At 67.6% G+C, this 22,755-nt stretch carries 30 protein-coding genes; 13 read left to right on the forward strand and 17 right to left on the reverse strand.

Going from position 1 to position 22,755, the window contains the following annotated elements; genetic code table 11:
- Nucleotides 1-175: 175 nt before the first annotated feature.
- Nucleotides 176-511, reverse strand: coding sequence for a hypothetical protein (locus tag ASC59_RS03515; RefSeq protein WP_055818403.1), 336 nt, complete (start codon nucleotides 509-511; stop codon nucleotides 176-178).
- Between the two features lie 104 nt (nucleotides 512-615).
- On the opposite strand from ASC59_RS03515, the gene ASC59_RS03520 reads away from it, so the two are divergent.
- The gene (locus ASC59_RS03520; protein ID WP_055818405.1) at nucleotides 616-942 is read left to right on the forward strand and encodes a DUF7882 family protein; all 327 of its coding nucleotides are present in this window, start codon (nucleotides 616-618) and stop codon (nucleotides 940-942) included.
- Nucleotides 939-1,151: a hypothetical protein gene (locus ASC59_RS03525; RefSeq protein ID WP_055818406.1), complete on the forward strand. Its 213-nt coding sequence runs from the start codon at nucleotides 939-941 to the stop codon at nucleotides 1,149-1,151. Before ASC59_RS03520 ends, ASC59_RS03525 begins: the two co-directional genes overlap by 4 nt.
- A gap of 47 nt (nucleotides 1,152-1,198) precedes the next feature.
- Here the strand turns inward: ASC59_RS03525 and ASC59_RS03530 are convergent, their stop codons facing one another.
- Complete coding sequence (locus tag ASC59_RS03530; RefSeq protein WP_055822759.1) at nucleotides 1,199-1,666, reverse strand: DUF4383 domain-containing protein; 468 nt, start codon at nucleotides 1,664-1,666, stop codon at nucleotides 1,199-1,201.
- Nucleotides 1,667-1,859: 193 nt separating this feature from the next.
- Between ASC59_RS03530 and ASC59_RS03535 the strand changes: the two genes are divergently transcribed.
- Genes ASC59_RS03535 through ASC59_RS03545 form a run of 3 tightly spaced genes read left to right on the forward strand, consistent with a single transcriptional unit; the run spans nucleotide 1,860 to nucleotide 3,548 of the window.
- Nucleotides 1,860-2,390, forward strand: coding sequence for a DUF2243 domain-containing protein (locus ASC59_RS03535; protein ID WP_055818408.1), 531 nt, complete (start codon nucleotides 1,860-1,862; stop codon nucleotides 2,388-2,390).
- Nucleotides 2,391-2,397: 7 nt separating this feature from the next.
- Nucleotides 2,398-3,171, forward strand: a complete 774-nt coding sequence (locus ASC59_RS03540) for a cytochrome c oxidase assembly protein (protein ID WP_157487910.1) — start codon at nucleotides 2,398-2,400, stop codon at nucleotides 3,169-3,171.
- 32 nt (nucleotides 3,172-3,203) lie between these two features.
- Entirely contained in the window at nucleotides 3,204-3,548 is a 345-nt protein-coding gene (locus ASC59_RS03545) for a hypothetical protein (RefSeq protein WP_055818410.1), read from the forward strand.
- Between the two features lie 50 nt (nucleotides 3,549-3,598).
- Here the strand turns inward: ASC59_RS03545 and ASC59_RS17125 are convergent, their stop codons facing one another.
- The 5 genes from ASC59_RS17125 to ASC59_RS03560 form a co-directional block, all read right to left on the reverse strand.
- Nucleotides 3,599-3,766, reverse strand: coding sequence for a hypothetical protein (locus ASC59_RS17125; protein WP_157487911.1), 168 nt, complete (start codon nucleotides 3,764-3,766; stop codon nucleotides 3,599-3,601).
- A gap of 91 nt (nucleotides 3,767-3,857) precedes the next feature.
- Entirely contained in the window at nucleotides 3,858-4,022 is a 165-nt protein-coding gene (locus ASC59_RS17130) for a hypothetical protein (RefSeq protein ID WP_157487912.1), read from the reverse strand.
- A gap of 135 nt (nucleotides 4,023-4,157) precedes the next feature.
- Nucleotides 4,158-4,967 carry an SDR family oxidoreductase gene (locus ASC59_RS03550; protein ID WP_055818412.1) on the reverse strand — a complete coding sequence of 270 codons (810 nt, stop codon included), beginning with the start codon at nucleotides 4,965-4,967 and terminating at the stop codon, nucleotides 4,158-4,160.
- A gap of 90 nt (nucleotides 4,968-5,057) precedes the next feature.
- A complete protein-coding gene (locus ASC59_RS03555) occupies nucleotides 5,058-6,326 on the reverse strand; it encodes a glycosyltransferase family 2 protein (protein ID WP_055822765.1) in 1,269 nt (422 codons plus the stop codon).
- On the reverse strand, nucleotides 6,323-7,381 hold the full coding sequence (locus ASC59_RS03560; RefSeq protein ID WP_055822768.1) for a hypothetical protein: 1,059 nt from the start codon (nucleotides 7,379-7,381) through the stop codon (nucleotides 6,323-6,325). Before ASC59_RS03560 ends, ASC59_RS03555 begins: the two co-directional genes overlap by 4 nt.
- 114 nt (nucleotides 7,382-7,495) lie before the next feature.
- Here ASC59_RS03560 and ASC59_RS03565 point away from each other — a divergent pair, with 114 nt between their 5' ends.
- From ASC59_RS03565 to ASC59_RS03580, 4 genes are read left to right on the forward strand one after another with little or no spacing between them, the layout of a single operon-like run.
- The gene (locus tag ASC59_RS03565; protein WP_235492560.1) at nucleotides 7,496-8,635 is read left to right on the forward strand and encodes a hypothetical protein; all 1,140 of its coding nucleotides are present in this window, start codon (nucleotides 7,496-7,498) and stop codon (nucleotides 8,633-8,635) included.
- Nucleotides 8,632-9,759 carry a glycosyltransferase gene (locus tag ASC59_RS03570; protein WP_055818414.1) on the forward strand — a complete coding sequence of 376 codons (1,128 nt, stop codon included), beginning with the start codon at nucleotides 8,632-8,634 and terminating at the stop codon, nucleotides 9,757-9,759. The genes ASC59_RS03565 and ASC59_RS03570 overlap by 4 nt, the downstream gene beginning before the upstream one ends.
- Nucleotides 9,756-10,781 (forward strand): hypothetical protein, encoded by a 1,026-nt coding sequence (locus tag ASC59_RS03575; protein WP_055818416.1) that lies wholly within the window; start codon nucleotides 9,756-9,758, stop codon nucleotides 10,779-10,781. Before ASC59_RS03570 ends, ASC59_RS03575 begins: the two co-directional genes overlap by 4 nt.
- Entirely contained in the window at nucleotides 10,781-11,605 is an 825-nt protein-coding gene (locus tag ASC59_RS03580) for a glycosyltransferase family 2 protein (protein ID WP_055818418.1), read from the forward strand. The genes ASC59_RS03575 and ASC59_RS03580 overlap by 1 nt, the downstream gene beginning before the upstream one ends.
- Before the next feature lie 34 nt (nucleotides 11,606-11,639).
- Here ASC59_RS03580 and ASC59_RS03585 read toward each other — a convergent pair whose 3' ends face one another.
- The 3 genes from ASC59_RS03585 to ASC59_RS03595 form a co-directional block, all read right to left on the reverse strand.
- Nucleotides 11,640-12,818 carry a glycosyltransferase family 4 protein gene (locus ASC59_RS03585; RefSeq protein ID WP_162243167.1) on the reverse strand — a complete coding sequence of 393 codons (1,179 nt, stop codon included), beginning with the start codon at nucleotides 12,816-12,818 and terminating at the stop codon, nucleotides 11,640-11,642.
- A 44-nt stretch (nucleotides 12,819-12,862) separates the two neighbouring features.
- A complete protein-coding gene (locus tag ASC59_RS03590; RefSeq protein ID WP_235492561.1) occupies nucleotides 12,863-13,759 on the reverse strand; it encodes an ATP-grasp fold amidoligase family protein in 897 nt (298 codons plus the stop codon).
- A gap of 97 nt (nucleotides 13,760-13,856) precedes the next feature.
- A complete protein-coding gene (locus tag ASC59_RS03595; protein ID WP_055818422.1) occupies nucleotides 13,857-14,210 on the reverse strand; it encodes a hypothetical protein in 354 nt (117 codons plus the stop codon).
- 216 nt (nucleotides 14,211-14,426) lie between these two features.
- Here ASC59_RS03595 and ASC59_RS03600 point away from each other — a divergent pair, with 216 nt between their 5' ends.
- Nucleotides 14,427-14,666, forward strand: coding sequence for a DUF2795 domain-containing protein (locus ASC59_RS03600; protein ID WP_055818424.1), 240 nt, complete (start codon nucleotides 14,427-14,429; stop codon nucleotides 14,664-14,666).
- 72 nt (nucleotides 14,667-14,738) lie between these two features.
- Here the strand turns inward: ASC59_RS03600 and ASC59_RS03605 are convergent, their stop codons facing one another.
- Entirely contained in the window at nucleotides 14,739-14,927 is a 189-nt protein-coding gene (locus ASC59_RS03605; RefSeq protein WP_157487913.1) for a hypothetical protein, read from the reverse strand.
- A gap of 201 nt (nucleotides 14,928-15,128) precedes the next feature.
- Between ASC59_RS03605 and ASC59_RS03610 the strand changes: the two genes are divergently transcribed.
- Nucleotides 15,129-15,479, forward strand: a complete 351-nt coding sequence (locus ASC59_RS03610; RefSeq protein WP_055822777.1) for a DUF7882 family protein — start codon at nucleotides 15,129-15,131, stop codon at nucleotides 15,477-15,479.
- A 14-nt stretch (nucleotides 15,480-15,493) separates the two neighbouring features.
- On the opposite strand, the gene ASC59_RS03615 is transcribed toward ASC59_RS03610, so the two are convergent.
- Nucleotides 15,494-16,066, reverse strand: coding sequence for a CinA family protein (locus ASC59_RS03615; RefSeq protein WP_082513369.1), 573 nt, complete (start codon nucleotides 16,064-16,066; stop codon nucleotides 15,494-15,496).
- Between the two features lie 165 nt (nucleotides 16,067-16,231).
- Here ASC59_RS03615 and ASC59_RS03620 point away from each other — a divergent pair, with 165 nt between their 5' ends.
- Nucleotides 16,232-16,570, forward strand: a complete 339-nt coding sequence (locus tag ASC59_RS03620) for a hypothetical protein (protein WP_055818429.1) — start codon at nucleotides 16,232-16,234, stop codon at nucleotides 16,568-16,570.
- A gap of 10 nt (nucleotides 16,571-16,580) precedes the next feature.
- On the forward strand, nucleotides 16,581-18,077 hold the full coding sequence (locus ASC59_RS03625) for a CYTH and CHAD domain-containing protein (protein WP_055818431.1): 1,497 nt from the start codon (nucleotides 16,581-16,583) through the stop codon (nucleotides 18,075-18,077).
- A gap of 35 nt (nucleotides 18,078-18,112) precedes the next feature.
- Here the strand turns inward: ASC59_RS03625 and ASC59_RS03630 are convergent, their stop codons facing one another.
- The 5 genes from ASC59_RS03630 to ASC59_RS03650 all read right to left on the reverse strand — a co-directional run bounded on the left by ASC59_RS03630 (nucleotide 18,113) and on the right by ASC59_RS03650 (nucleotide 22,754).
- Nucleotides 18,113-18,826, reverse strand: a complete 714-nt coding sequence (locus ASC59_RS03630; RefSeq protein ID WP_055818433.1) for a GAF and ANTAR domain-containing protein — start codon at nucleotides 18,824-18,826, stop codon at nucleotides 18,113-18,115.
- A 9-nt stretch (nucleotides 18,827-18,835) separates the two neighbouring features.
- Nucleotides 18,836-19,540, reverse strand: a complete 705-nt coding sequence (locus tag ASC59_RS03635) for a GAF and ANTAR domain-containing protein (protein ID WP_082513371.1) — start codon at nucleotides 19,538-19,540, stop codon at nucleotides 18,836-18,838.
- A 131-nt stretch (nucleotides 19,541-19,671) separates the two neighbouring features.
- Nucleotides 19,672-19,956: a hypothetical protein gene (locus ASC59_RS03640; protein WP_055818435.1), complete on the reverse strand. Its 285-nt coding sequence runs from the start codon at nucleotides 19,954-19,956 to the stop codon at nucleotides 19,672-19,674.
- 101 nt (nucleotides 19,957-20,057) lie between these two features.
- Entirely contained in the window at nucleotides 20,058-21,254 is a 1,197-nt protein-coding gene (gene dinB / locus ASC59_RS03645; RefSeq protein WP_055818437.1) for a DNA polymerase IV, read from the reverse strand.
- Between the two features lie 108 nt (nucleotides 21,255-21,362).
- A complete protein-coding gene (locus ASC59_RS03650; RefSeq protein WP_055818439.1) occupies nucleotides 21,363-22,754 on the reverse strand; it encodes a HAMP domain-containing sensor histidine kinase in 1,392 nt (463 codons plus the stop codon).
- Between the last annotated feature and the right edge of the window lies 1 nt (nucleotide 22,755).

Below are 22,755 nucleotides of genomic sequence, written 5' to 3' on the forward strand. Positions count from 1 at the left end.
CTTACACGATCCGTTGTCGAGTGCTATACGCGAGGCCGACTCCCGGCCCGCTCTCGGCGGACCGCTCGCTGCTCGCCGGTTGTGGCCGTTCGGGCGCGCCTCGAGCGGCCACAACCGGCGAGCGGGATCGGGATCGGTGACCACGATGGCCCCGCGCCCGCTGGGCGCACTGCCGTCAGATGGCGTCGAAGTCGAAATTCTCGACGTCGGTCATCTCGTCGTCCCACTCCGGCACGCTGGTCTGCAACAGCCGCGTGCGCCTCTCGAGATCGGCGACGACCGTGGGATCATCCGGTTCCGCCGTGTTGTCGGCGACAGGCGTCGAGAAGAGTTGGCTTGCGGGACCGATCAGGAAGTGGGCGTAGCCCACACCGCCACCACTGACCAGGACGGGAATCGACACGACGTCGGACGTCGAGCTCTCTGCGAGTGCTCTGGCGTACCTCAGCACGGCCTTGCAGGTGCGGTCGGCGGTCAGCACGTATCCGCTCGAGTAGAAGAGTCGTCTCATCCGGCCACTGTGGGTCGCATTCGACGGATCTGCACAGGGGCTTGTTTTCTCCATGGAGGTGCGCGCACACTTCGGCGGAACGGAAGAAAGGAAGTGAGGGCGGGATGGGCAGATTCACCTACGACTCGACCCTGAAGGTGGAATTCGAGGACCGGGCCCTAGCCCACCTGCAGCTGGTCGTTGGAGCGAAGATGCGCCGAGGCGAGTCGTTCCATTTCTCGTGGCGAGACGACACCTCGGTGGGCGACGGACGCACGATCGTCTGGATCCACCCCGGGGCCAACGTCGTCTACAAATTCTTCGGCAGCCGCCCCCCGGCGATCAACCGCGCCTGGGTGGAGGCTCTGATGACGACCGCCAACTCGTCAGCGGGCCTGCACATGGTGCCCGAGCCGCCCGAAGACACCTCCAAGTCTGGATTGGACCAATGAAGCGCGTCGACATCATCTATGAGGGCATCTGGTATTCGGTCTCGGGCCGAGACTATGACGACGTCAAGCAGGAGGTCATCGCCGGGATAGCCAATGGCGAGACCTGGATGCGGGTCAATCACGGGGAGGGCGCCCCGACGCCGGCCGACATCCTCCTCGCGCCGGGAATCGGCATCACCCTGCTCCCCGTGGCGGGCGACGACGCCTAGTGAAGGGAGGCGACGGCTGATTCCCGGCGCCTACCACCGCAGGCCATTCAGACCGTTCGCGTGCGATTCGAGCGGTCGCGACCCACGAACAGGCCGAGCAGGATCATTCCCAAGGCGAGGACGAGGTGGAGCCAGTTGTCAGCGCTGTTCAGCGGAACGAAGTTGGCGCTGCTGTCGCTGTCGCCGGTGAACAGGCCGTACAGCCAGAGCACCGCGTAGATGACGCCACCCCAGATGAGGTACGCCCGCGATGCGCGGGAGTTCCCCGCGACGGCGATTCCGACCACTCCGAAGAGCAGGTGGACGACGTTGTGGAGGATCGACACCTGGAACACGCCGAGCAGAAGCGCCTCGGACTCGTGGCCCGCGAACTCCATGGATTCGGCATTGGTCGTCAGCCCGGGAATGAAACCGGCGATTCCCACCAGGAGGAATACGATCCCCACGATCAGCGCGGTCTTCTCGATCGCGGTCTTGGCGTAGCCGGTCCTTCGAACGTCTGCTGTTGTGCTCATCTTCATCACTTCTCTCGGGTTCACGGGCTCAGGCACCGGAGCCACCGCCCACGTGGCAGCAACGGTAGTCAGGGGTCCTCGGGGGTCGAAGGGGCTTGACAACCCGACCCCGAATGGGCTCAGCCCTCTACACACCGACCCGACCGAAATCAAGCCCATGAGCCGGTGATCACCTGCGCGCGAGGATGCAGGTGTGTCAACTGAAACCCGTCGTCCTCTACCCGGGGCACCGTCGTCCGGTCGGAAGGCGCGCGCGGAGCGCTCCGCACAGAACGCCTGGTCCGGCATCCTCTTCGGAGTCGGCCTCGTCGCGTTCATCGACGAGACCGTGTTCCACCAGATACTTCACTGGCACCACTTCTACGACCTCGGCACCCCCGATCTCGGCCTGATCTCGGACGGCCTCTTCCACGCCGTGAGCTGGTTCGCGACGATCGGCGGCCTGTTCCTTCTTGCGGATCTGCGTCGGCGGGGAGCTCTTCACTGGGGACGATGGTGGGGCGGAGTCCTCCTCGGCGCCGGCGCTTTCCAGCTCTACGACGGCACCGTGCAGCACAAGCTGTTGGGCATCCATCAGATCCGCTACGTGGAGGACACGCTGCCGTACGACCTGACCTGGAACGTCATCGCGGTTGCCATGGTGGTCGTGGGAATCGTCATGCTCGCCCGCACTCGGACGTCGGCAGTGCCCACACGCGGTGATCGTGTGGGTAGCGGCAGCTGAGGCTCGCGTGCACGAGCACGGCTCACCATTCGAGTTCGCCGTCCTGCTCATGGCGGGATGCGCCGTACTCGCCTATGTCTCCGGGGTTGTTGCATCGCGTCGTCGCGGTCGGGCGTGGCCTCTGTACCGGGTCGTGTTCTGGACGACCGGTATCGCCTCTGCGACAGCTTCGGTCATCGGCCCCCTCGCCGCGGCCGCGCACGAGAGTTTCGTCGCCCACATGTGGGCCCACCTCCTCGTGGGGATGCTCGCACCCCTTCTCCTCGTGTCAGCGGCTCCGACCACCCTGGCGCTGAGAACGCTCGACGTCACGCCCGCCCGACGTCTTTCCCGGCTCCTGCGCAGCACGCCAACACGCATAGTTGCGCACCCGGTCTCGGCCGCGGTGTTGAGCGTCGGCGGACTCTGGTTCATCTACCTGACACCGGTGGTCACCTGGTCGCGGAGCAATGTGCTGATCCATCTGGTCATGCACGCCCATCTTCTCGCCGCCGGGTACCTGTTCACGGCTGCGCTCGTCGGTCTGGATCCGCGACCGCATCCGCCGAGGAGGTCGACGATGCTCGTCGTCATGGTGTTCGCCTTCGCGTCGCACGGGATTCTCGCCAAGTACCTCTACGGTCATCCGCCGATCGGCATCGCAGCATCGGACGCGGAGGACGGCGCCCAGGTCATGTACTACGTCGGCGCCTGGATCGAAGCGGCGGTCATCATCGTCTTCTTCGCGCACTGGTACCGGGAGGTCGGTCGACGGCTGGTGATCCAGCCGTCAAGCCCCTGACATCCGGCCGGGGGCATCCGTACGTTTCTCGTATGAGCGTGAAACTCAACGACACAGGCCTCTCCCACGCGCGTTCCCTGGTGCGCGACGGCACGGCGACTCACGATGAACGCGACGACTGGAGCGAGCACGCGCCCAGCGCCGCCGATGAGAACGACTTCATCGAGAAGCACGGCTGGAGCGAATACGCGAAGTGGCACCTCGGCGTGGACACGAGCCAGAACGCTGAGACGAAGAAGCGCTACAGCTTTCCGTACGGTGACTTCCGCAAGGTCCATCGGTGCGCGGTGATCTCGCTCGAGTCCCGGGCAGCTCAGTACGACCATGACGACATCGCGACGGCGGCGAAGAACCTGCTCGGGCTCATCGACGGATGAGGCCTGGTCGACTCGACGGATGAGGCCTGGTAGACCTCGACGGTTGAGGCCTAGTCGACCTCGATGACCTCGAAGTCCTGCAGCACTCTCGCCGGACTCATCGGACACCGGTATCCGACGAGGAGAGGTGCGCCGGGTCGGGACTTGGCCACCTTCAGCGCCGGCGGAGTCTGCTCGATCCGTTGCACGGCGACACCGTGCTCTGCGCAGATCTTCACGGCAACCTCCTCGGTTCATGGGGAAGGGGCGGTGGCCCCCGCCACAGCGGGGACCACCTGTGACACCGAATCGTTCGAAGGATCGGTGTGGCTATTCGACGGCGTCTACGCGGGTCTCGTCGTCGTCGTAGTCGACGTCGTCCAGATCAGGCGTGTTCAGTTCGTCCCCGGATGGCGCCTCCTGAGAGGCGATGAAGTCATCCGCGGGGGTGCCAACCGCAGCCTGATCGGGATCGTTCATCTGTGCGTCCGTCATGCGATCTCCCCTCCCTGTCGACATCCTCGCCGAGCAGACCATCACGGTAGGGCTCCTGTGCGAGTGCAGGGGAGGGGCTTGACTTCCGCGCCGCCGCCGCGCTGTCGCCAGCCGCCGCACCGCTGCCGCCGCTCGTCAATCCTCTGCGCGTCGCCAGTCGTCGGCGGTCAGGTGAGAGCCGGCCTGCGGGCCCATCTGGAGCATTCCGCCGTCGACGACGAGCGATGCTCCGGTCACGTACGACGAGGCCGGCGAGGCCAGGAACGCGATGACCGACGCGACTTCCTCTGCGCCTCCCGGGCGTCCGAGCGGAATGCCGGGGCGCCGAATGTCAGTCGGGTCCTCGTCCTCGTTCCCCGTCATCGCGGTGGCGATCTCGCCCGGGGCGACGCTGTTCGCGGTGATCCCGTACTCGCCCAACTCGAGGGCGAGCGTCTTGATGAGTCCTCCGAGACCGTGCTTCGCCGCGTCGTACGCCGACGACCCGACCCGCGGTTGATGCTCGTGCACGCTGGTGACGGCGATGATCCTGCCCCCGGCGCCGGCGTCGACCATACGCCGCGCTGCTCGCTGGATGCAGACGAACGGGCCGCTGAGGTCTGCGGTGATCGTCGCATTCCAGGTGTCCCATGACGTCTCGAAGAAGGCCGGTCCGCCGTTGATGCCGGCGTTGTTCACGAAGACATCGATTCCCCCGAGTCGCTCGCACAGTTCGTCGATGACATCGCCGCAGGATGGTGCCTGCGTCGTGTCGAGACGGGCGATGACGGCGCGTCGGCCCGCGGCCTCGACCAGGCGTGCCGTCTCGCGAGCCCCGTCCTCGTCGGAATGCCACGTGATGCCGATGTCCATGCCGTTTCGGGCCAGCGCAACGGCGGTGGCGCGCCCGATTCCGGAATCGGATCCCGTGACGATCGCAGTGGATGGTTCGAAGGTCGTGTGCATCTGAGGAATCACCTGTCTGTGGGTCACTGGAAGTCCACGCTAGAACCGTGACCGGCGTCGCGCGCGGGGTTGACAGTTCGGTGCCCGGTGTCACCAGCCGCCGAGATAGGCCTCCAGGTCGACCTCCTCCTTCAGAAGCTCGATTCCCTCCGTGGTCAGGTTCACCGTCGGCAGTTGCGAGTCGTCACCCCACCGCATCCGCCGTCGCAGATGCCTTGTCGAGACGACGCGAAGCACAACGGTGCGAGACAGGTCTCTCACCACCACCTCTGCGCAGTTCTCGTTCTCCAGGGCAGCCATCGCGGGCCGCAGTGAGCCCCGGAGCACCCGGACGGGCTGCTCGACGATGATGCGGATGCGCACCCTGTCCCAGAGCCCGGCTCCGAGCTCGACGCCGTCGGGCAGGGGAGCCGCTGAGGGGAGCTCCGCGAGCAGGGAGTCGATGCTCACGAAACGCTGGGCATCCGTGCATCCTCCCAACCCAGTGGTGACGATGGCGATGTCCGGCCGAGCAGTCGGTGCGCCGACGGGCCGCGAACCCGGCACGGGGATCAATTCCGCGAGAGTCAGGGTCTCGGCGTTCTTCTTCATCAGGTCGGAGTCATGCCGGCCGGCGTGGTCGGGGCCGTCGTGCCACGCGACGGCGGAGGGCACGTGTGCCAGCAGAGCTCCGTGCAGCCAGGCGCGGTAGGCCCACTCCCAGTCCTCCCCGCCGTAGCTCGTGAAGCTCTCGTCGAAGCCGCCTGTCTCATCGAAGAAGCGCCGGCTGCAGCCGATGACCGCCCCGATGACGTGACGATAGCTGCGGAAGTCAGCCGTCAGCAGGTTGCCGGATGCCGCATAGCCCTCCCTCAGCCAGACCGGCTCTGTCAGTTCATTCTTCGGGCCGACGGACTCAACGTCGTCGTCGGTGGAAGCATCTGCGAAGTCGGCATGACGTCTGCGACCCACGACGACCGCGTCCCACGCGAGGCTGGGGAGCCGGGTGATCTCCCGCAGGTAGTCGGGTTCGGGCGCAGTGTCGGCATCGAGGAACACGAGCAGGTCGTTCGTGGCGGATGCCGCGCCGAGATTGCGAGCAGCAGCGAGCCGAAACCCCTCATCGGCCTGCCGGAGGAGGCGCACGCCGAAGGGCACGTGCGGCTGGCTCGCGGACCCGTCGTCGACCACGATGACCTCGACCAGATCGGCCGGGTACCTCTGCCGTGCGACAGCCCGGAGCGTGCGGGCGAGCTGTGTCGGCTGCTCGTAGTGGGCGACGATCACGGAGACGGATGCCGGTGAGGCTGCGTGCTGACCGTCCAGCAGGTCCCATCGATTGCCCGGGACCGCGCCGAGACGTGTGCCAGGTGCGATCATCGTGCCGCCAGACCGGCCCACCACGACCCGTAGGCCGACGCGACGTCATCCATCGTCGGCCCCAGGGCGGTGCCGACGGGCAACCGGGTCGAGCCCGGCTGTCGCCAGGCATCCATGAGGTGCGTGCTCAGGCGCGCCGGGTCGTACAGTGCCATGGTGCCGGGTCGGAGGGCAGCCATCTCGGCCGCGTATCGCGACATCGGCACAAGAGGACGCCGCCCCTGCTCGATCCAATCGAGCATCGATCGTGAAGCCGAGAGGTGTTGGTGCGCCGCGACCGGAATGCCGTCCGCGACAGTCGCGCTTCGATACGAGGGCCCATCGAGGTAGCCGGTGGCTTCGAAGTGCACCCCGAGCGCGTCGGCCCGGGCACGCAGCGCGTCGACATCCGCCTCGTGTCCGAGCGACGGCCCGCCGATCGCGACGACGACGCCGGGTCCGGGATTCTCGCCTGCCACCTGGAGTCGATCGCGTGCGTCGGCAACAGCGTCGATCACCTCCCCATGGCCCTTGCCGGGGTAGATGTAGCCGGCGATCAGAGCCGTCAGAGGTCGCTGCGCTCCGAGGCCGGACGTTGCCGGCGGATCAGCGCGCTGGGGCGTCGCCATCCGGGCACCGAGCGGGATGACGGCAACGCGATCGAACGACGGATCCACATGCTCGGCGAGCAATCGGGCCTCGTGCTCGCTGTTCACGGCGACAGCCTGTGCTGCTCCGACGAACCGCGCGTAGGCGGACGCCCGTCGGGAGTACCCAGCGCCATCGGACTCCTGGGGAAGGTCGTGCAGGGTGATGCTCAGACTCGTGGCCGAGGCGAGCCGTTCGAGATTGTCGGCGGCCTCCTCGGGCGTCGAGCCGAAGAGCCGGTCCGTGACATGCAGGTGGACTCGAGCGGCAGGGGGCAGGAATGCTGCGCTCTCGACGGTGCGTGAGGCGTGCACCGCGCCCGCCAGACCCTGTGCCTGCGCCGCGGCTGCCAGCTCGTGCGCGTACTGCACGACGCCGTGTTCCTGGGGGCCGATGATCAGAAGGTCGGGGTGATCGGCGGCGCGCATCTGGCACATGCTTGCTCATCCGGACGACTCCGTCAAGGGTGGGCCCCGGACACCGTCTCCGGCGTACGGTGAGGCCTGACGCCGCTCCACGGCGCAGGATCGGAGTGAGCCCGTATGCAGCAGACTGTCCGGTTGTCGGCGATCCGCGCCGATGGCGACCTCGTCCTCGGTGACCCGCACGTCACCGTCGTGGCGGTTCCGGCCGGGCACCCGTACGTACGATCCGTGACCTCGTCGCTCGATGTGAGGGTCCTTCCCGATTCCACTTCGGCATCCACTCCCTCCCAGTGGTGGCCGCCCGCGGCCCTCGACCCAGACTGGATCCGGGCGCACGCGAAGGACGCCGACCTGATGCACATCCATTTCGGCACGGAATCGTTCACACCGGAGCACCTGACGGACTGCCTCAGTGCGGCTCGAGAGGTCGGCTGGCCGGTGGTCTTCACCGTTCACGACATCGAGCATCCGCAGCTCGACCACCAGGACGGCTATCTCGAGCAGCTCGACGTGCTCATCCCCGGATCGGACGCCGTGCTGACGTTGACGCACGGCGCGGCCGAGGAGATCCGCCGACGGTGGGGACGATCGGCGCTGATCGTGCGTCATCCGTCCGTCCTCCCACCCGACGAGGATCTGCCCGCCGTCGCGGAGTCCACGGAGCTGCGGATCGGTATGCACCTGAAGGACCTCCGCCCGAACATCGACGCGGTTGCGATGGTGCGTGCGCTGGCCGTGGCCCTGGAGATCATCGCGACCTCGGGACTCGAGGTCGTCGCCGAGGTGCGGATGCATCGCGAGGTCAGGGATGAAGAGTCGCGCGAGGCTGTTCGCGAGATCGCGGGCCAGTGCGATCGGATGCTGCTCATCGAGCATGGGCGTCTCGACGATCGTGAGCTCGAGAGCTGCCTGGCCGGCCTCGACGCCTACGTGCTCCCGTACGGGCACGGCACCCACTCGGGTTGGCTCGAGCTGTGCTGGGATCTCGCGTTGCCGGTGGTGACGCCGCAACGCGGCTTCTACGCTGAGCAGCACCGTGAGGACAGCCACGCCTCCTTCTCGCCGGATCCGACGGGTGAATCGCTCGCGGAGGCGCTCGTCGCCGTTCTCGACGCCCCGGACGCGACCCGACCCGGATCCGAAGAACGGCGGGCGCTCTTCGAGGCTCGTCGCGCCCACCGACTGCGTGCTGACGCGACGGGAGCCGCCATTCATGCGGCACTGTATCGGCAACTCGTCGGCGAGCGCAGATCATGACGGCAACGGCACCGCTGCGCATAGTCGTCATCGCCCCGCTCCGCTTTCCCATCCGGCGCCCGCATGCAGGGGGCCTCGAGTCAGCCGTCTGGAACGAGGTCAGTCAGCTTCGACGTCGCGGGCACAGTGTCACCCTCATCGCGCCCGAGGGTTCTGACTTCCTCGGACCGGAGGATGCGTTCAGCATCCCGCCGCTGGCGTGGCCCGATCGCGCTCGTCCGACCGACGACACCTACCCCGACAGCTACTACTGTCGAACGATCCCGGCTCTGGGGCGGGCACTCGACAAGGTTTCCGCACAGAGTGGGAGCTACGACCTGATCTCCAACCACTGCCTCCATGGCCTGCCCCTGTCGCGAGCTGGCGAACTCGGGGTGCCCATGGTCACGACCCTGCACACTCCCGTCGACCGGCACCTCGTCGAATCGCACGCGCGGGCGACGGGTCGCCGGAGCGAGTTCATGGCGGTGAGCGAGCACACTCGAGTGCAGTGGGCAGCTGCCGGAGTCGACTCGCACGTTCTGCCGAACGCGGTGGATCCCGATACCTGGCGGCTCGGCCGCGGTGGAGGGGATCTGGTGTGGTTCGGTCGCATCGTTCCAGAGAAGGCTCCTCATCTGGCGATCGAGGTCGCGAAGCGACTGGGGCGCACGCTGGTCATAGCCGGGCGTATCGGCGATGACGACTACGCTGATCGGCACGTGGTCCCGGCGCTCGGCGACAGCATTCGCTACGCGGGTCAGCTCTCGCCGGTCCAGCTCGCCAGGCTCGTCGGCCGCAGCGCGTGCTCGATCTCGACACCCGCTTGGGAAGAGCCGTTCGGGCTCGTCGCACCTGAAGCGCTGATGTGCGGAACTCCGGTCGTCAGTTTCGCTGTCGGCGGGGTCACTGAGATCGCGGCTGCGAGCGTCGGTATGGAGACGGCGCCCCGCAACGACATCTCGGAGCTGGCCGACAGGGCAGCCGGGTTGATCGACCGTACGGACAGGGATCCGGAATTCCGCCGCGCCATCCGTGGCGCTGCCCAGTCGCGATACTCGCTGCCGGTGCGAACAGCAGCGCTCGAGGAGCGTTTCCGTACTGTTCTCGCCGGGCCCGCAGAAGCAGAGGAGGTGGCAGCATGACTCGTCAACGGGTCGCCTGGTACGTGCACCACCATGGCCGCGGTCATCTCATGCGCATGCTGTCCATCGTGCCCCATCTCGACTACGACGTCCTGGTCTTCAGCTCCCTTCCGCGCCCCGATGAGCTCCCGGACCACTGCGACTGGATCCGGCTGCCGATGGACGACGCAGTGGAACCGAGCGGCTCCCCGGCGGACAACGATCCGGAGGCAGGAGGGCTCCTGCACTGGGCGCCTCTTCTCCATACGGGTCATCGCCGACGATTGACGCTGATGGCAGAGGCCGTCGATCAGCAGCCGGTTCTAGCCTTCGTCGTCGACGTGTCCGTCGAGGTGGCCCTGTTCGCCCGGCTGCTCGGCATTCCGCCGGTACTCATCACTCAGCCGGGAATCCGAGATGATCCGCCGCACCTCCTCGCATTTCGGGCGGCAGCCGCCGTGATCGCGCCGTGGTCCGACGAGGTCCTCCGTCCGCGCCACCTCGCAGCGCTGGACACCGTGTCCTATGTCGGCGGGATCAGTCGTTTCGACGGGCGTGCCAACAGTGGTCCCGAGCGTTCAGGAGTACTCGTCCTCGCCGGATCGGGGGGAAGCGCCGTCGATGCCGCCGCGGTGCGGGCGGCAGCAGCATCGACGAGCGCCCACCCGTGGACGAGTCTCGGCCTCTCCGGACAGGACGACGACGATTCCTGGATGGACGATCCGTGGGAGGCGATCACGGGCGCGGCGGTCGTCGTCGCCTGGGCCGGCCAGAATTCGGTCGCCGACCTCGCTGCGGCGGGTTCGCGCGCCATCGTCATTCCTCAGTCACGGCCATTCGAGGAGCAGGCGGGTACCGCTCGGGCTCTGGCCCGCACAGGGCTCGCGGTCGTGGAGTGGAATTGGCCGGAGCCCGGACAGTGGGATGGCCTGGTGGATCGCGCTCTGGCGCTTCAACCCGACTGGTCGCTGTGGCGCACGGCGGGTGCGGCCGGACGTGCTGCGGCTGTCATCGCGGCCGTGGTCGAGGGGCGGCAGCGGTGATGACAGGGACCCGCCCCACCAGGGCCGTCATCACGTTGTGCTCGACCCCCAGGGTCGATCACCTCCGCCGGCAGCTCGCCGCACTCGAGGAACGCAGCGACGTGCTCACAGTTCTCGTCTGGCTCGGCGACGACGAGCCGCCGTCGTTGGCCGTCGACGAGCTCGTCATGGTTCCGCCGGGCACCGATGGACTGCGTCTGGCCGCAGCGCGGAACGCCGGCGCAGACCGGGCGGTGCTGCGCGGTGCCGATCTGCTGATCTTCCTCGACGCCGACTGCGTCCCCGGTCTCGAACTCGTCGGCAGGTACGCCGCCGCGGCGATGGCGCGTCCGGATGCGGTGCTCTGCGGGCCGGTCACCTATCTCGCCGAGGGCATCGAGGTGTCCGACGTGGCCTCCCTTGGCGCGTTCACCCGCCCGCATCCTGCTCGCCCCGCACCGCCGGATGGCGAGTTGCTTGTGGCAGTACCGGGCGAGTACGAGTTGTTCTGGTCGCTCTCGTTCGCGCTGACGGCTGAGCTCTGGGCGTCATCTCCCCGGTTCGACGAGCGGTACGAGGGCTACGGCGGCGAAGACACCGACTTCGCCTTCGCGTTGAGGTCGTCGGGCATTCCCCTGGTCTGGATCGGGGGAGCCCACGCCTATCACCAGTACCATCCGACGTCCTCGCCTCCCTGGCGCCACCTCGACGACATCATCCGCAACGGTGGCGTCTTCGCCGAGCGGTGGAAGTCCTGGCCGATGGCGGGCTGGCTGAAGGAGTTCGCGGCGGCTGGCGCCATCGAGCGAGTCGGCTCCGGATGGCAGCGCACGAGCCGCGACTGATCCGTCGGCGTCGTGAGCCTTCGCACTCGCCCTCCTAGCGGGTCGCGGGGACGGCGCCGAGGATCGAGTCGGCTGCGGCGGCCAGGTCTGCCGCGACGGGATCTGGTGCGAACCTGTCGACGCCGAGCGCACCCCGTCGAGCGAGGTTCTCGGCCAGAGCTGGTTGCGTCATCATCCGGGCGATCGCAGCGGCCAGGGCCGTCGGGTCCGCCGGAGGAACCATCAGGCAGTCATCGCCGTCGGTGCAGAAGTCGTCGAACCCGCTGCCCGTCGTGCACACCAGCGGTGTGCCGATGGCCTTCGCCTCCAGCGCCACGTTCCCGAATCCCTCCCACCGCGACGGGCAGATCGTCACAGCGGCCTCTCGGATGCCGCGATAGAGCTCGTCGCCGTCGACGTGCCCCAGCCAGGTGATCCGTGAGCGGGCGGCGTCCGGCACGAGGGCGAGCAGCTCCTGCCTGTCCGGTTCGAAGCGGCTGTCGCCACTGGCGCCTGCGAGCACGAGTCGGGCCTCCGGCATCCGCTGCCACAGATCGCCGAACGCACTGAGGGCGTCCGTCACTCCCTTGCGCCGTTCGAGCCGGCCGAGGAAGAGGATCGTGGGAGCCGTGCCCTTCGGCCAGGCCGTCGGCAGCGGCGCCAGCCTCGACGCCGCCGCGGCATGATGCACGTCGACGCAGTTGCGCACCACGCGCACGGGCGGCAGCGACGGGAACGCGGCCTCGGTCCACGACGCCATCGCGTGGGAGATGGCGATGAGTCCGGCGGAGCGCCGAATCTGACGATCCTCCAGGCGGTTCTGCACGAATGCCGTGATGCGCGTGTCCCGAGGGAGGTCGCGCGAGTCGAACCCGGCGATCTCCGTGGCCAGCCGCAGGCTCGTCGCCAGGTTGGTCAGCAGCGGCGCCCCTCGAGGGAGCATGGCCCCGAGCCCACTCCACTCGGGTGCGAACACCCGGTCGTACGGAGTTCTACGGTACTGGCGCCTGACCAGGAGCGGTCGATGTACCAGGGTGAGATTCCGTGACCGGTGGCCGATGACGTGGAAACCCGCCAGGTTCACACCGGCCAGATCGGCGTCGGGCAGGGCGCTCGAATCAGAGAAGACCAGGAGGTCGATGCGGATCCCGGACCGTGCCAGTGCCGGGAGCAGAGCGGCGTAGTGACGCCCGATCCCTCCCGTGTAGCGGGTGAGGCCCGCGTACTCGGTCACTGCGACGAGCCAGCGCTCTCCTCGCCGCGGGGGCGCCTGCTCACTCACCGGTACCGTCGCGGCACGTGCCATGGCCGGCCGAAGTCGGCATTGAACGTCTCGGGGTCGAACGGGCTGTCGCCGCCTGCCGGGTAGCTCGTCAGCTCTCCGAACACGATCCGGTCGCCGGTCACGTACAGATCGACTCTGACGAAGTCGGTGTCGGCACCCAGTCGCTCGGCGATGTCGATGAGTTCCCCCAACCGCGCCGGGCGGCGATGGGGAGGATCGGCCCACGGCGGGCCTCCGCTGAGTGCCAGGTGCGTCCAGTCCCGGTCGTAGAAGTCCTGGGTGCGACGGGAGAACCGGCCGGAGTCGACCTGGATGAACCAGCACCGGCCATGGAAGACGAAGAGCTTGACGTCGTCGGGGATGGCCCCATCGGGCCCAGTGAGCAGTTCCTCGACGATGAGCCGCGGTCGCACCTGACCGTACGCCCATTCACGATTCGGTCCCTGCCCGTAGACCTGCGAGAGCCAGTGTTCTCCGATCCGCACGAGATGCTCTCGGTCGGCAGCCGGCCGCGGCACATGAGAGTAGACCCAGCTGTACTCTGCGACCGGCAGCCGCGCGTCGCTCGGCGCCTGCGCCGACACGACGACGACGGCACCACTGCCGTGCGTGGGCTTGATGACGAAGGCAGGTGGCAGCGTCACGGCCGCGAGGTCCTTCGGATCGTCGAGGATCGCGTGGGCGCGCGGGAGGTAGGCCGCGCCGACGATCGATGCGACATGATCGCGCACCGCGGCCTTGTCGGCGAAGGTGACGAGCAGCGGCCGGCGATCGCGCAGCATCTTGTAGCGCACCTTGTCGGTGAAGGTTCGGGGAGACCTGGTGCCGAGCAGGCGAGACAATCGCACCAGCCGGCTCCGTTCCCGGAGCGGGATCTCGTCAGGCCTCACGCCGTGCTCGTCGCATCGTCCACGGTGGCACTGTACCGACCAGACCCGAACGCGATTGCGTGGGCCCCCTGCGGAAATTGTTGCCGGCGCCCGGAATTCAGTCGTCTGCTCGATCCAGGAAGTCGAAGTCCTGCACCGAAGCGAGCCCCGGGAGCTCGTCGGACCACTGCGGCCGGGAGGGCTGCAGACGCGCGGTCAGGCGTTCCAGTTCGGCGATGACCTCGTCCTCGACGATGCTCTCAGCAGCGTTGTCGACTGTCGTGGCGAAGAGCTGGCTCGATGGCCCGATCAGCATGTGAGCGTGAGCCTGGCTTCCCGTATCGGTGATGACGGGAATCTCCACGATGTCTGATTCTCCGGTCTGGGCCAGCGCCCGCGCATAGCGAAGCAGCGCCTTGCAGGTGAGATCGTCGACCATGACCGTTCCGCCGGCGTAGTGCACACGTCGCATGCGACTCCCTCTTCCACTCCTCAATGACGTCCATGTCCCTGCCGACGATAGATCCTCGCCAGCCACGAGGTTGAGGGCTTGACATGAGCACGTCTCCCGATAGAACGGCCGAGCCCTCGGCGAGAGCTCCTGTCGATTCACGAGACGCCATAACGTCGCCGTGACTGCGATGTCAAGGGTCAGTCGATATTCGGCGCTCGAATCGAGAATGTGAGCATGGACAGTTCATCGGGGAACACGACACAACCTCTTTCCACAGACGAACGCGAGTCGATAGCCGGATGCCTGCGCACCGTCGACTACCCGGCGCATCGAGACGACATCCTGCGGGCGGCCACGTCTGACGGACTGAGCGCGAACGCCGTGGAGGCACTCCGGGCGCTTCCGGACGGCACGGACCAGAGCACCTTCTACGTGCTGCGGATGCTCGACCATGTCGAGGCCTCGCTCACCTGAGCGGATCGTGCCTGCACGGCGATGGCCCTCGGCTCGACGAGGGCCATCACTGCGACCACACGGGCGGCCTCCTCAATCGATGCCGGTGACGATGTTCTCGTCCTCATAGTCGACGTCGTCCTCGTAGTCCATGTCGTCCGCAAGGTCGAAGGCAGGCGCGTCCTGCAGGTCGTCGATCGGAGGCTCCTCCACGTAGGCGAAGTCTCCTCCAGCGATGTCGGTCTCGAACTCATCGGAGTCCGGCATCCGCTCGTCCATCATGTTCGTTCTCCCTTCTGCCGGCGGCGATGCCGACACCTGAACGCTAGGTCGATGCCGGCGCTGGCGCGGAGGGGCTTGACATCACCCGGACCAGGACTCGAATGATTCTGATTCCGCGCCGAGACGCCTCGGCGTAACCTTGACGTGTCGTTCGACACGCGTTCCCAGACCCCGAACGGAGATGAAAATGACGGTGACGACATGGGCACCCTGACATACGACGTGGTGAAGCAGATCCACTTCGATGATCGGCTGCTCGCGCACCTGCAGCTGGTCATCGCGACGAAGCTGCGCCGGGGTGAATCCTTCAACTTCTCGTGGAAGACCGATCCGTCGGAAGGCAGCGGTCGTACGACCATCTGGCTGCATCCGGCCATCCCACTGCTGTACGAGTTCCAGGGCAGCCGACAGCCATCCATCAACAGGGTCTGGCTGGATGAACTGATGGCCTCCGCCGACTCGGTCACGGGGCTCCAGGTGATTCCGGAACCGCGGGAAGACCGCCCCCGTCGTCAGGACGATGAACCGCTGCGGGCTAGTTCGCTTCAGTAGTGGACTCGGCCGACTCAGCCGACCGGCTGACCGCGGCTGAGCATGGGAGCGGGAACGGGTGCTTCATCCTGAGGGCGGCTGGCCGTCTCGTCATGGTGCAGGTCTGCAGCGGCTTCGGCACCACCGAGCCGCGCCAGAAGCAGGCGCAGGGCGATGAACGTCGTCGTCGCCACGACGTCCTCCGGGTCACCGCCGACCTGGATCTCGATCGCACTGGATCGGGCGCAGGTGGCGAGGCCGACGTAGACGGTGCCCGCCGGCTTCCCCTCGGCGGGACCCGGGCCTCCGACCCCGGTGACGGCGATGGCGTGGTGGACTCGCAGCAGCGCGGCTGCTCCCGCCGCCATCTCAGCAGCGGTCCTGGCCGTCACCACGGGCCCCGGCTGCACCTTGAGCACTCTGAACTTGACGTCGTCGGCATAGGCGATGATGCCGCCCGCGAACCAGTCGGCAGCGCCGGGTGCGGCACCGAGGTACTGCGCTATCGAGCCCGATGTCAGCGATTCCGCACACCCGATGCGGATCCCGAGACGTGTCGCACGTTCGGCGATCAACGCTGCGACGTCAGTGCATCGTGTGGAATTCATGGTTCCTCCAGTGCCTGCAGGAACACTGCGATGGATTCATGCGGCCCCATCACGGTACGACGGCCACCGAGCGCAGGGCGAGGGGCTTGACTGCACCATGCACAAGTGGTTCTACGGTTGTCAAGCCGCTTCGGTCGACGGCTTTCGGTGCCTACCCTTAATTCCATGAAGCACCTCACATTTGCAGAGAAGTCCCTGCTCATCGGTGATGATGCCGCCGATGCCCTCCTCGAGTACCTGCGGGTCCTGTCCACGGCCGGCGAAGCGGACACCGTGGAGCTGGCGGCGGTGGGGGCCGACGGCGACGACGTCGTCGTCAGCATGGTTCTGAGCTCCGGTGCGCCGATGATCGTCGAGACCACACGGAGCTCGGTGCCGGAACCCGACAACACCGCCGCGGTGAAGCGCATGCGCGACCTGACGCGCCGAAGGGTGTCTCCTGCCACCGTGCAGCCCGATGAGGAGGCGACTTCATGGGGTCCCGAAGACTACGAGCTCGCCTGATTCGCGAGTGATGATGACGACGACGGACCTGTCCTCCGCTCCGGAGCTCGAGCGCAAGTACGACGTGTCCGACGAGACCCAGGAACCGGGGTTCGAGGGATTCCAGTCGGAACGCCTCGAGACGCTGTCGCTCCGGGCGTCCTACTTCGACACGGGGGAGCGCGCGCTGCTGCGACACCGGATCACCCTGCGACGTCGTGCCGGCGGACACGACGACGGGTGGCACATCAAGACTCCGCTCAGGAGCGGCCGGCTGGAGACGCGTGCAGCGCTGAGCAATCATCCGCCCGCATCCCTGCTCGACCGGGTGCGCGCCATCATCCGGGATGCCGAGCTCGTGCAGATCGCCACCGTCTCCACCGAGAGATCCGAGATCCGCCTGTTCCTCGACGGAACGGCTGTTGCGGAGTTCTCGGATGACAGGGTCACCGCCTCCGATGCGGCGTCCGGCACCCTCACGATGTGGCGCGAGTGGGAGGTCGAACTGCTGCCCGACGCGGCTGCCCGTGCTGACGCCGAAGACCTCCTCGATCGCATCGAGGCCTCCGTCATCTCAGCGGGAGCGGTGAACTCGTCGTCACGGTCGAAGCTGGCCCGCGTCGTAGGCGAGGCAGCAGCCGTGGCCGCGACGAAGCCGCGGACCGCGCTCGAAGTCGCCGTCGGGATCGTGCATGAGCTGACCGCCGCCCTGATCGATGCCGACATGGCGCTTCGCGCGGGGGATCGGTCAGCGGTCCACGAGATGAGGAAGACCCTCCGGCGCCTGCGGGCGGTCCTGGCCACCACGCGACCGGTTCTCGCGTCGGCCGTGACGGACGACATCCGGGAGCGACTCTCCGACCTGGCACATGTGCTCGCTCCCGTCCGCGAGGCTCAGGTTCGTCGCGAGCAGGCGGCCCGTCTTCTCGCCGACGAGCGCCGCGCCGACTTCCCGGCGCAGGTGCGCGAGCGTCTCGAGGCCGACGCGAACGGACGGGCAGCGGACGGAGAGGACGCGATCAACGCGCGTCTCGACTCGACGGCTTACTTCCGGCTGCTCGACGACCTCGAGCTGCTCGCCTCTCGGCCTCCCATCGCACGCGACTTCGCGAGAAAGCCGCGAGCACGCTTCGAGAAGTCGGCCCGCAAGCAGCTGCTGAGGGTGTCGAGGCGACTGGCCGCTCTCGATCCAGACGACCTGGCCAGCATGCATCGAGCGCGCAAGGCTGCTCGTCGGTTCCGCTACGCGGTCGAGGCGCTCTCATCACCTCCGGCATCGGTCCTGAGCAAACGGTGGCGCGCCGTCGGCAAGGCGGCGAAGGCGATCCAGGATGCGGCTGGAGAACACCGCGATACCCTCCTGCTCGTCGACGACCTCACCCGCATGGCGCGCGACGCCGCGACCGCGGGCGAGAACTCCGCTTTCTACGGCATGCTTGCTGAAGCGCAGAGCCGCCGCGCGGAGTCCCTGGTCGACGACGTGATGAGAGCCGCTGAGAGTTTCCGTTCGGCCGCGGCGTCGCTTTAGAACCATCTCCCGGGCGGGCTGTCCAGGCGGGGCGCTCAGAAGCGAAGTCGGCGCTCCACCACGTCGGCGGAGACCTCGGCGATCGGGCGCCGTTCCGACCGAGCGCGGTCGCGCAGCAGCGCGAACGCCTGATCCATGTCGACGGAGCGCGAGTACGCGATCACGCCTTTGGCCTGCTCGATCACCACGCGGCTGTCGAGCGCACGCTGCAGCTGTTGCCTGGCGACATCCCGCTCCCGGATGGCGCGCTCTTGGAGGATCCCGATGGTCGCGACGTCGGCCAGGGCCTGGGCGATGTCGGCATCGGCGGCCTCGACGGTCGTCGGCTCGTTCCAGAACAGGTTCAGCGAGCCGATGGTCGTCTCCCGGAGGCGCAGGGGGACAGCCAGGAGAGCGGAGAAGCCCTGTGACATCGCGCTCTCCGCGAACTCCGGCCAGTGAGCGGCCTGAACGGCGACATCTGCAACGTGCACTCTGCTTCCGGTGTCGGCGCTCTCCATGCACGGGCCACTGCCGACGTTCAATTGCATGAGCTCGACGAGCCTGCTCCCCTCGCTGGTCGATGCCACGACCTCGAGCGTTCCTCCGGAGTCGGTCAGCAGGATTCCCGCCGCCGAGGCCTCGAGGAGTGTGGAGCACCGGTCGACGAGGGTATGGAGCAGCTCGAAGATGTCGAAGTCGTCCACCAGAGTGTCTGCGAGAGCAACGAAGGTCTCCAGCAGTTCGGCTTCGCGGGAGTGAGCAGCCATTTTTCGATCCTAGATCTCGTCTGCGCCGGACGACAGGTCGAGCCGTCGGTCGACGATGTCGTCAGCGACCTCGCGAACGCTCCGACCATCGGCATACGCCCGCGCCCGGAGCACGAGCAATGCGTCGGTGGCTGAGATCCCGAGCTGGGCGATGACCATTCCGGTCGCCTGGTGCACCAGCCGGCGGGAGTGCGTGCCGGGTTCGGTGTCGTAGGTGGCCCCGGGCTGAGCGGCGTCGAGTGCGCGCAGGAGCACCTGTCGTGCTGCGGCTGTCGAGAGGGCGACAGCATCCTTCGCCTCCGACTCGGTCAGGGTTCCGGGTTCCTCCGTGTAGAGGTCCACCGCACCGATGTCGAGGGAGCCGATGTACAGGGGGAGCGCGAAGAGGGCGCCGATCCGCTCGTCTCCGATCGCATCGGCGAGGACAGGCCAGCGGTGGTCCACCCGTCGGATATCGGACGTGAACACGGGAGTCCGGGTGCTCAGGGCGTCCCAGCACGGCCCGAGACCCAGATCGATCTGCAGCTCGTCGAGCCGTGCCGCCAGACGATCGCTGGCGCAGATGGTCTCCTTGCCGAACGGGTCCGCGAGGACCGCGATCGACGCTCCACGGACGGGGAGGGCGTTCAGGAACGGGCGGCACAGGTCGGTCATCGTCGCGGATGCAGCCGACAACTCATCCAGTGCCCGATCGAAAGCATCGGTCGACGACATGGCTGGCCTCGGTATCTCGGAGGTGATCATCACGGTGAAAGGTCCGTTCGGTCTCAGACTACAAGCGACGGTATCCGCAGGTCGCTGCACGTCGGGGGCTTCGTCGCCCAGGACGGCGTGCCCGAACTGACTCAGTCCTCCCCGTTGCGGTCGGCCAGAGAGTCGCCCGCAACGTCATTGGTCACGTGGGGCTGGTCATCCGTGATCATCTGCGTCTCGACACCGCCGGGATCGGCACCGGAACCACCGGGACCCGCGTCCACGGTGCCCGGCGCGGTCGCATCGTCCGCAGCCGGCTCAGCCATCCGCCGTCCCAGGGCCAGTGCCTCTTCCGGCTCGTGCCCCGCGAGAAGAGGCTGCTCGCTGTGCGCGCCGGTGTCGGGCTGCGCACCATCTGTCGTCGTTGAATCGGTCATGCCCCCAGTGAACTCGGGGCCTTCGGCGGTCGGCAGGGGCTTGACAGCCCGTCGGGCCGCGCCCTCGGTCGTCTTCGACGGATGGCGAAGGCTTTGTCAGGTCACTCGTGTTCCGGCAGGAGCGGCGTCGACCAGCCCGGATCCCGGCCGAGGTGCGTTGCCCTGGCGACGGATGCCGCTCCGAAGCGATCGCGCACGGCGTCGAGCACGGTGTCGAGTCGTGCACCGTCGTTCCAGTCGATCGGCAGCTCTGGTTGGAGGGTGTCGGCCCGGGCCAGTTGCCCCAGCGAGACGCCGATGAGCGTGATTCCCCGCGCCGCGATCTCGGCTTGCGCCCCGGTGAACAACTCCCGCGCGACGTCCAGGATCACCGCCGTGCGGTCGGTTGGAGAGCCGACTGTGCGCGATCGGGTCGCCTTCGAGAAGTCCCCGTAGCGAAGTCGTAGGACGACGGTGCGGCACACGCGATCGCCATCGCGCAGTCGACGGCCGAGCCGGTCGACGATCTGCGTGAGGATGAGATCGAGCTCGTCGACCGATCGGGGTCGGCTCCCGAGCGCCCGCTGCGAACCGATGGACGAGCGGCGACGCGTGCTGTCGACGGGACGAGGGTCGCGCAACCGGGCCAAGGCGTGCAGATGCGCCCCGGTCGCCTTTCCGAGCAACCTCTCTGCGGTCGCGGCTTCGAGTTCGGCCAGCTGCCCGACCGTGGAGATGCCCAATCTGTGCAGCTTCTCGGCCGTGACGGCACCGACCCCCCAGAGACGTTCGACCGGCAAGGGGAGCAAGAACGCCTGCTCCTCCTCCGGTTCGATGACGAGCAGCCCGTCGGGCTTGCTGACGGCGCTCGCGACCTTCGCGAGATACTTCGTCCGCGCGACTCCCACGGAGATGGCGAGTCCGGCTTCCGCGCGCACGCGCTCTCGCAACCGCACCGCCACCTGCTCGGGCGATCCCGCGATGCGTCGGAGGCCTCCGACCTCCAGGAAGGCTTCGTCGATGGAGAGGCCCTCGACGAGCGGCGTCGTGTCCCGGAAGATGGCGAAAACGGCTCTACTGGCTGCGGAATAGGCGTCCATGCGCGGTGGCACGACGATGGCGTCGGGGCACAACTCGCGCGCTTGCCGTCCACCCATTGCGGTGCGCACGCCGCGCGCCTTCGCTTCGTAGCTGGCCGCGAGCACGACGCCGCCGCCGACGATCACGGGCCGCCCGCGAAGAGCGGGCGTGTCGCGCTGCTCGACCGAGGCGTAGAACGCGTCGAGATCGGCGTGCAGCACTGTCGCCTCGCCTCGCATGCGATCTCCCGTAATCCTCCGTCGGGATGATCGTGGCATGAACGACCGACACCGGAAGCTGGCCCCGACCTGCCTGCCGTACCGTTCTTGATGCCCTGCCGAGAGGGCTCAGGCGGGCACAGCTTCGTGCGCGTCGGCAGTCAGAAAGCGCACGACTGCCTCGATGCCGCCGGATTCGACGGGCAGGAGTTCGATGGTCGCGCCGCTCGCGCGAGCGAGCTGCGCGACGATCGCGAGGCCGAGTCCGGTTCCCTGATCGTCATTGCGCCCGCGCCAGAACCTGTCGAATGCCCGCGCGCGTTGTTCGTCGGTCAGGCCGGGACCATCGTCGCTGACATGGAGTTCCGTGCGCTCCGGTGACGCCATGACGGCCACGGTCACCGTCGTCCCGGGACCGCCGGCTCTCAGCGCGTTGTCGATGAGGTTGTCGATGATCTGCTCAGCGGCTGTAGCGACAGCGACGACAGGTGCCGTGTCGGGGGAGTCGAGGACGACCCGGCTGTCGCTCTCCTGCGCCAGGGCCGCCCAGGACGCGACGCGCTCTGCCGCTGCGTTCGACAGGTCGACGCGCGAACGCTGGGTGACCGCATCCGCCCGACTCAGCACCAGCAGGCCCTCGATCAGGGAGTCGAGGCGGTCCACCTCCGCTTCAGCAGCCTCGATGCGTTCGACGGCCGCGGACGGATCGCTGACGGCGAGCTCGCGTGCCCGTTCGAGGCGGAGCCGGAGGGCCGTCAGAGGCGAGCGCAACTGATGCGAGGCATCTCCGGCGAAGGCCTGCTGTTGGTCGATGAGGCCGTCGATGCGCTCAGCCATGCTGTTGAAGGACGCCCCCAGGCTGCGGAGCTCCGATGCCCCCGAGGTCTCGTCAGCTCGAGCGGTTCTGTCCCCGGCGGCGAATCGTTCAGTGGCGGACCGCAGGATGCGCAGACGCCGTGTGATCGACCCCGAGAGCAGGAGGCCGATCAGGGCGGCCAGGAGTGCCGTGGTCAACCCGACGGCGACGAGGGCGCGCACCTTGGAATTCACCGCTGCCGAGATGGCACGATCGTCATACGTGACTCGCACTGCTCCCACGGTCCCGGTTCCCGACAGCACGGGCACGGCGGCATACAGCAGCTCCCCGCCGAGGGTCTCCGAGAATCGCTCACCGGATGCCGGGGTGCCGGAGAGCGCGGATGCGAATTCGGCGCGCGAAGCGTAGGAGACGCCGACGTCCGCATCCCCTTCGTCGCTGGTCGCGACAGCGATTCCGTTCCGGTCGACGATCACCAGACGGGCGCCACTCGTCGTGGAGTACTGCTCCGCCATGGATCTGACGGCGTCGAGATCCTGGTCGCCGGACCCGGTCAGCGCTGCCTGGCTGCGGCCTGCAAGGAGGAAGGCGTCACGCTCGAGTGACGTTGTGAGTCGCTGCTCCTCGGCCTCTCTCAGATAGCTGGCGAGCGGGATGTCCTGGATGACGAGCGCCAGCAGTACGACGGCCACCAACGCCGCCATG

Source organism: Leifsonia sp. Root1293 (assembly GCF_001425325.1).
In the GTDB taxonomy this organism is placed as follows: Bacteria; Actinomycetota; Actinomycetes; order Actinomycetales; family Microbacteriaceae; genus Orlajensenia.

Excerpts from the sequence above, each read along its gene's own strand:
- ASC59_RS03595 (WP_055818422.1), bottom strand. The coding sequence starts at position 14,210 with ATGCGACGTGTGCACTACGCCGGCGGAACGGTCATGGTCGACGATCTC.
- ASC59_RS03560 (WP_055822768.1), bottom strand. The coding sequence starts at position 7,381 with ATGCGCGCCGCCGATCACCCCGACCTTCTGATCATCGGCCCCCAGGAA.
- ASC59_RS03575 (WP_055818416.1), top strand. The coding sequence starts at position 9,756 with ATGACTCGTCAACGGGTCGCCTGGTACGTGCACCACCATGGCCGCGGT.
- ASC59_RS03605 (WP_157487913.1), bottom strand. The coding sequence starts at position 14,927 with ATGATGGACGAGCGGATGCCGGACTCCGATGAGTTCGAGACCGACATC.
- ASC59_RS03555 (WP_055822765.1), bottom strand. The coding sequence starts at position 6,326 with ATGATCGCACCTGGCACACGTCTCGGCGCGGTCCCGGGCAATCGATGG.
- dinB (WP_055818437.1), bottom strand. The coding sequence starts at position 21,254 with ATGCGAGGCGAGGCGACAGTGCTGCACGCCGATCTCGACGCGTTCTAC.
- ASC59_RS03635 (WP_082513371.1), bottom strand. The coding sequence starts at position 19,540 with ATGTCGTCGACCGATGCTTTCGATCGGGCACTGGATGAGTTGTCGGCT.
- ASC59_RS03565 (WP_235492560.1), top strand. The coding sequence starts at position 7,496 with ATGCAGCAGACTGTCCGGTTGTCGGCGATCCGCGCCGATGGCGACCTC.
- ASC59_RS03615 (WP_082513369.1), bottom strand. The coding sequence starts at position 16,066 with ATGAATTCCACACGATGCACTGACGTCGCAGCGTTGATCGCCGAACGT.
- ASC59_RS03600 (WP_055818424.1), top strand. The coding sequence starts at position 14,427 with ATGGACAGTTCATCGGGGAACACGACACAACCTCTTTCCACAGACGAA.
- ASC59_RS03620 (WP_055818429.1), top strand. The coding sequence starts at position 16,232 with ATGAAGCACCTCACATTTGCAGAGAAGTCCCTGCTCATCGGTGATGAT.
- ASC59_RS03610 (WP_055822777.1), top strand. The coding sequence starts at position 15,129 with ATGGGCACCCTGACATACGACGTGGTGAAGCAGATCCACTTCGATGAT.
- ASC59_RS03650 (WP_055818439.1), bottom strand. The coding sequence starts at position 22,754 with ATGGCGGCGTTGGTGGCCGTCGTACTGCTGGCGCTCGTCATCCAGGAC.
- ASC59_RS03550 (WP_055818412.1), bottom strand. The coding sequence starts at position 4,967 with ATGCACACGACCTTCGAACCATCCACTGCGATCGTCACGGGATCCGAT.
- ASC59_RS17130 (WP_157487912.1), bottom strand. The coding sequence starts at position 4,022 with ATGACGGACGCACAGATGAACGATCCCGATCAGGCTGCGGTTGGCACC.
- ASC59_RS03520 (WP_055818405.1), top strand. The coding sequence starts at position 616 with ATGGGCAGATTCACCTACGACTCGACCCTGAAGGTGGAATTCGAGGAC.
- ASC59_RS03630 (WP_055818433.1), bottom strand. The coding sequence starts at position 18,826 with ATGGCTGCTCACTCCCGCGAAGCCGAACTGCTGGAGACCTTCGTTGCT.
- ASC59_RS03625 (WP_055818431.1), top strand. The coding sequence starts at position 16,581 with ATGATGACGACGACGGACCTGTCCTCCGCTCCGGAGCTCGAGCGCAAG.
- ASC59_RS03640 (WP_055818435.1), bottom strand. The coding sequence starts at position 19,956 with ATGACCGATTCAACGACGACAGATGGTGCGCAGCCCGACACCGGCGCG.
- ASC59_RS03545 (WP_055818410.1), top strand. The coding sequence starts at position 3,204 with ATGAGCGTGAAACTCAACGACACAGGCCTCTCCCACGCGCGTTCCCTG.
- ASC59_RS03580 (WP_055818418.1), top strand. The coding sequence starts at position 10,781 with ATGACAGGGACCCGCCCCACCAGGGCCGTCATCACGTTGTGCTCGACC.
- ASC59_RS03515 (WP_055818403.1), bottom strand. The coding sequence starts at position 511 with ATGAGACGACTCTTCTACTCGAGCGGATACGTGCTGACCGCCGACCGC.
- ASC59_RS03530 (WP_055822759.1), bottom strand. The coding sequence starts at position 1,666 with ATGAGCACAACAGCAGACGTTCGAAGGACCGGCTACGCCAAGACCGCG.
- ASC59_RS03570 (WP_055818414.1), top strand. The coding sequence starts at position 8,632 with ATGACGGCAACGGCACCGCTGCGCATAGTCGTCATCGCCCCGCTCCGC.
- ASC59_RS03525 (WP_055818406.1), top strand. The coding sequence starts at position 939 with ATGAAGCGCGTCGACATCATCTATGAGGGCATCTGGTATTCGGTCTCG.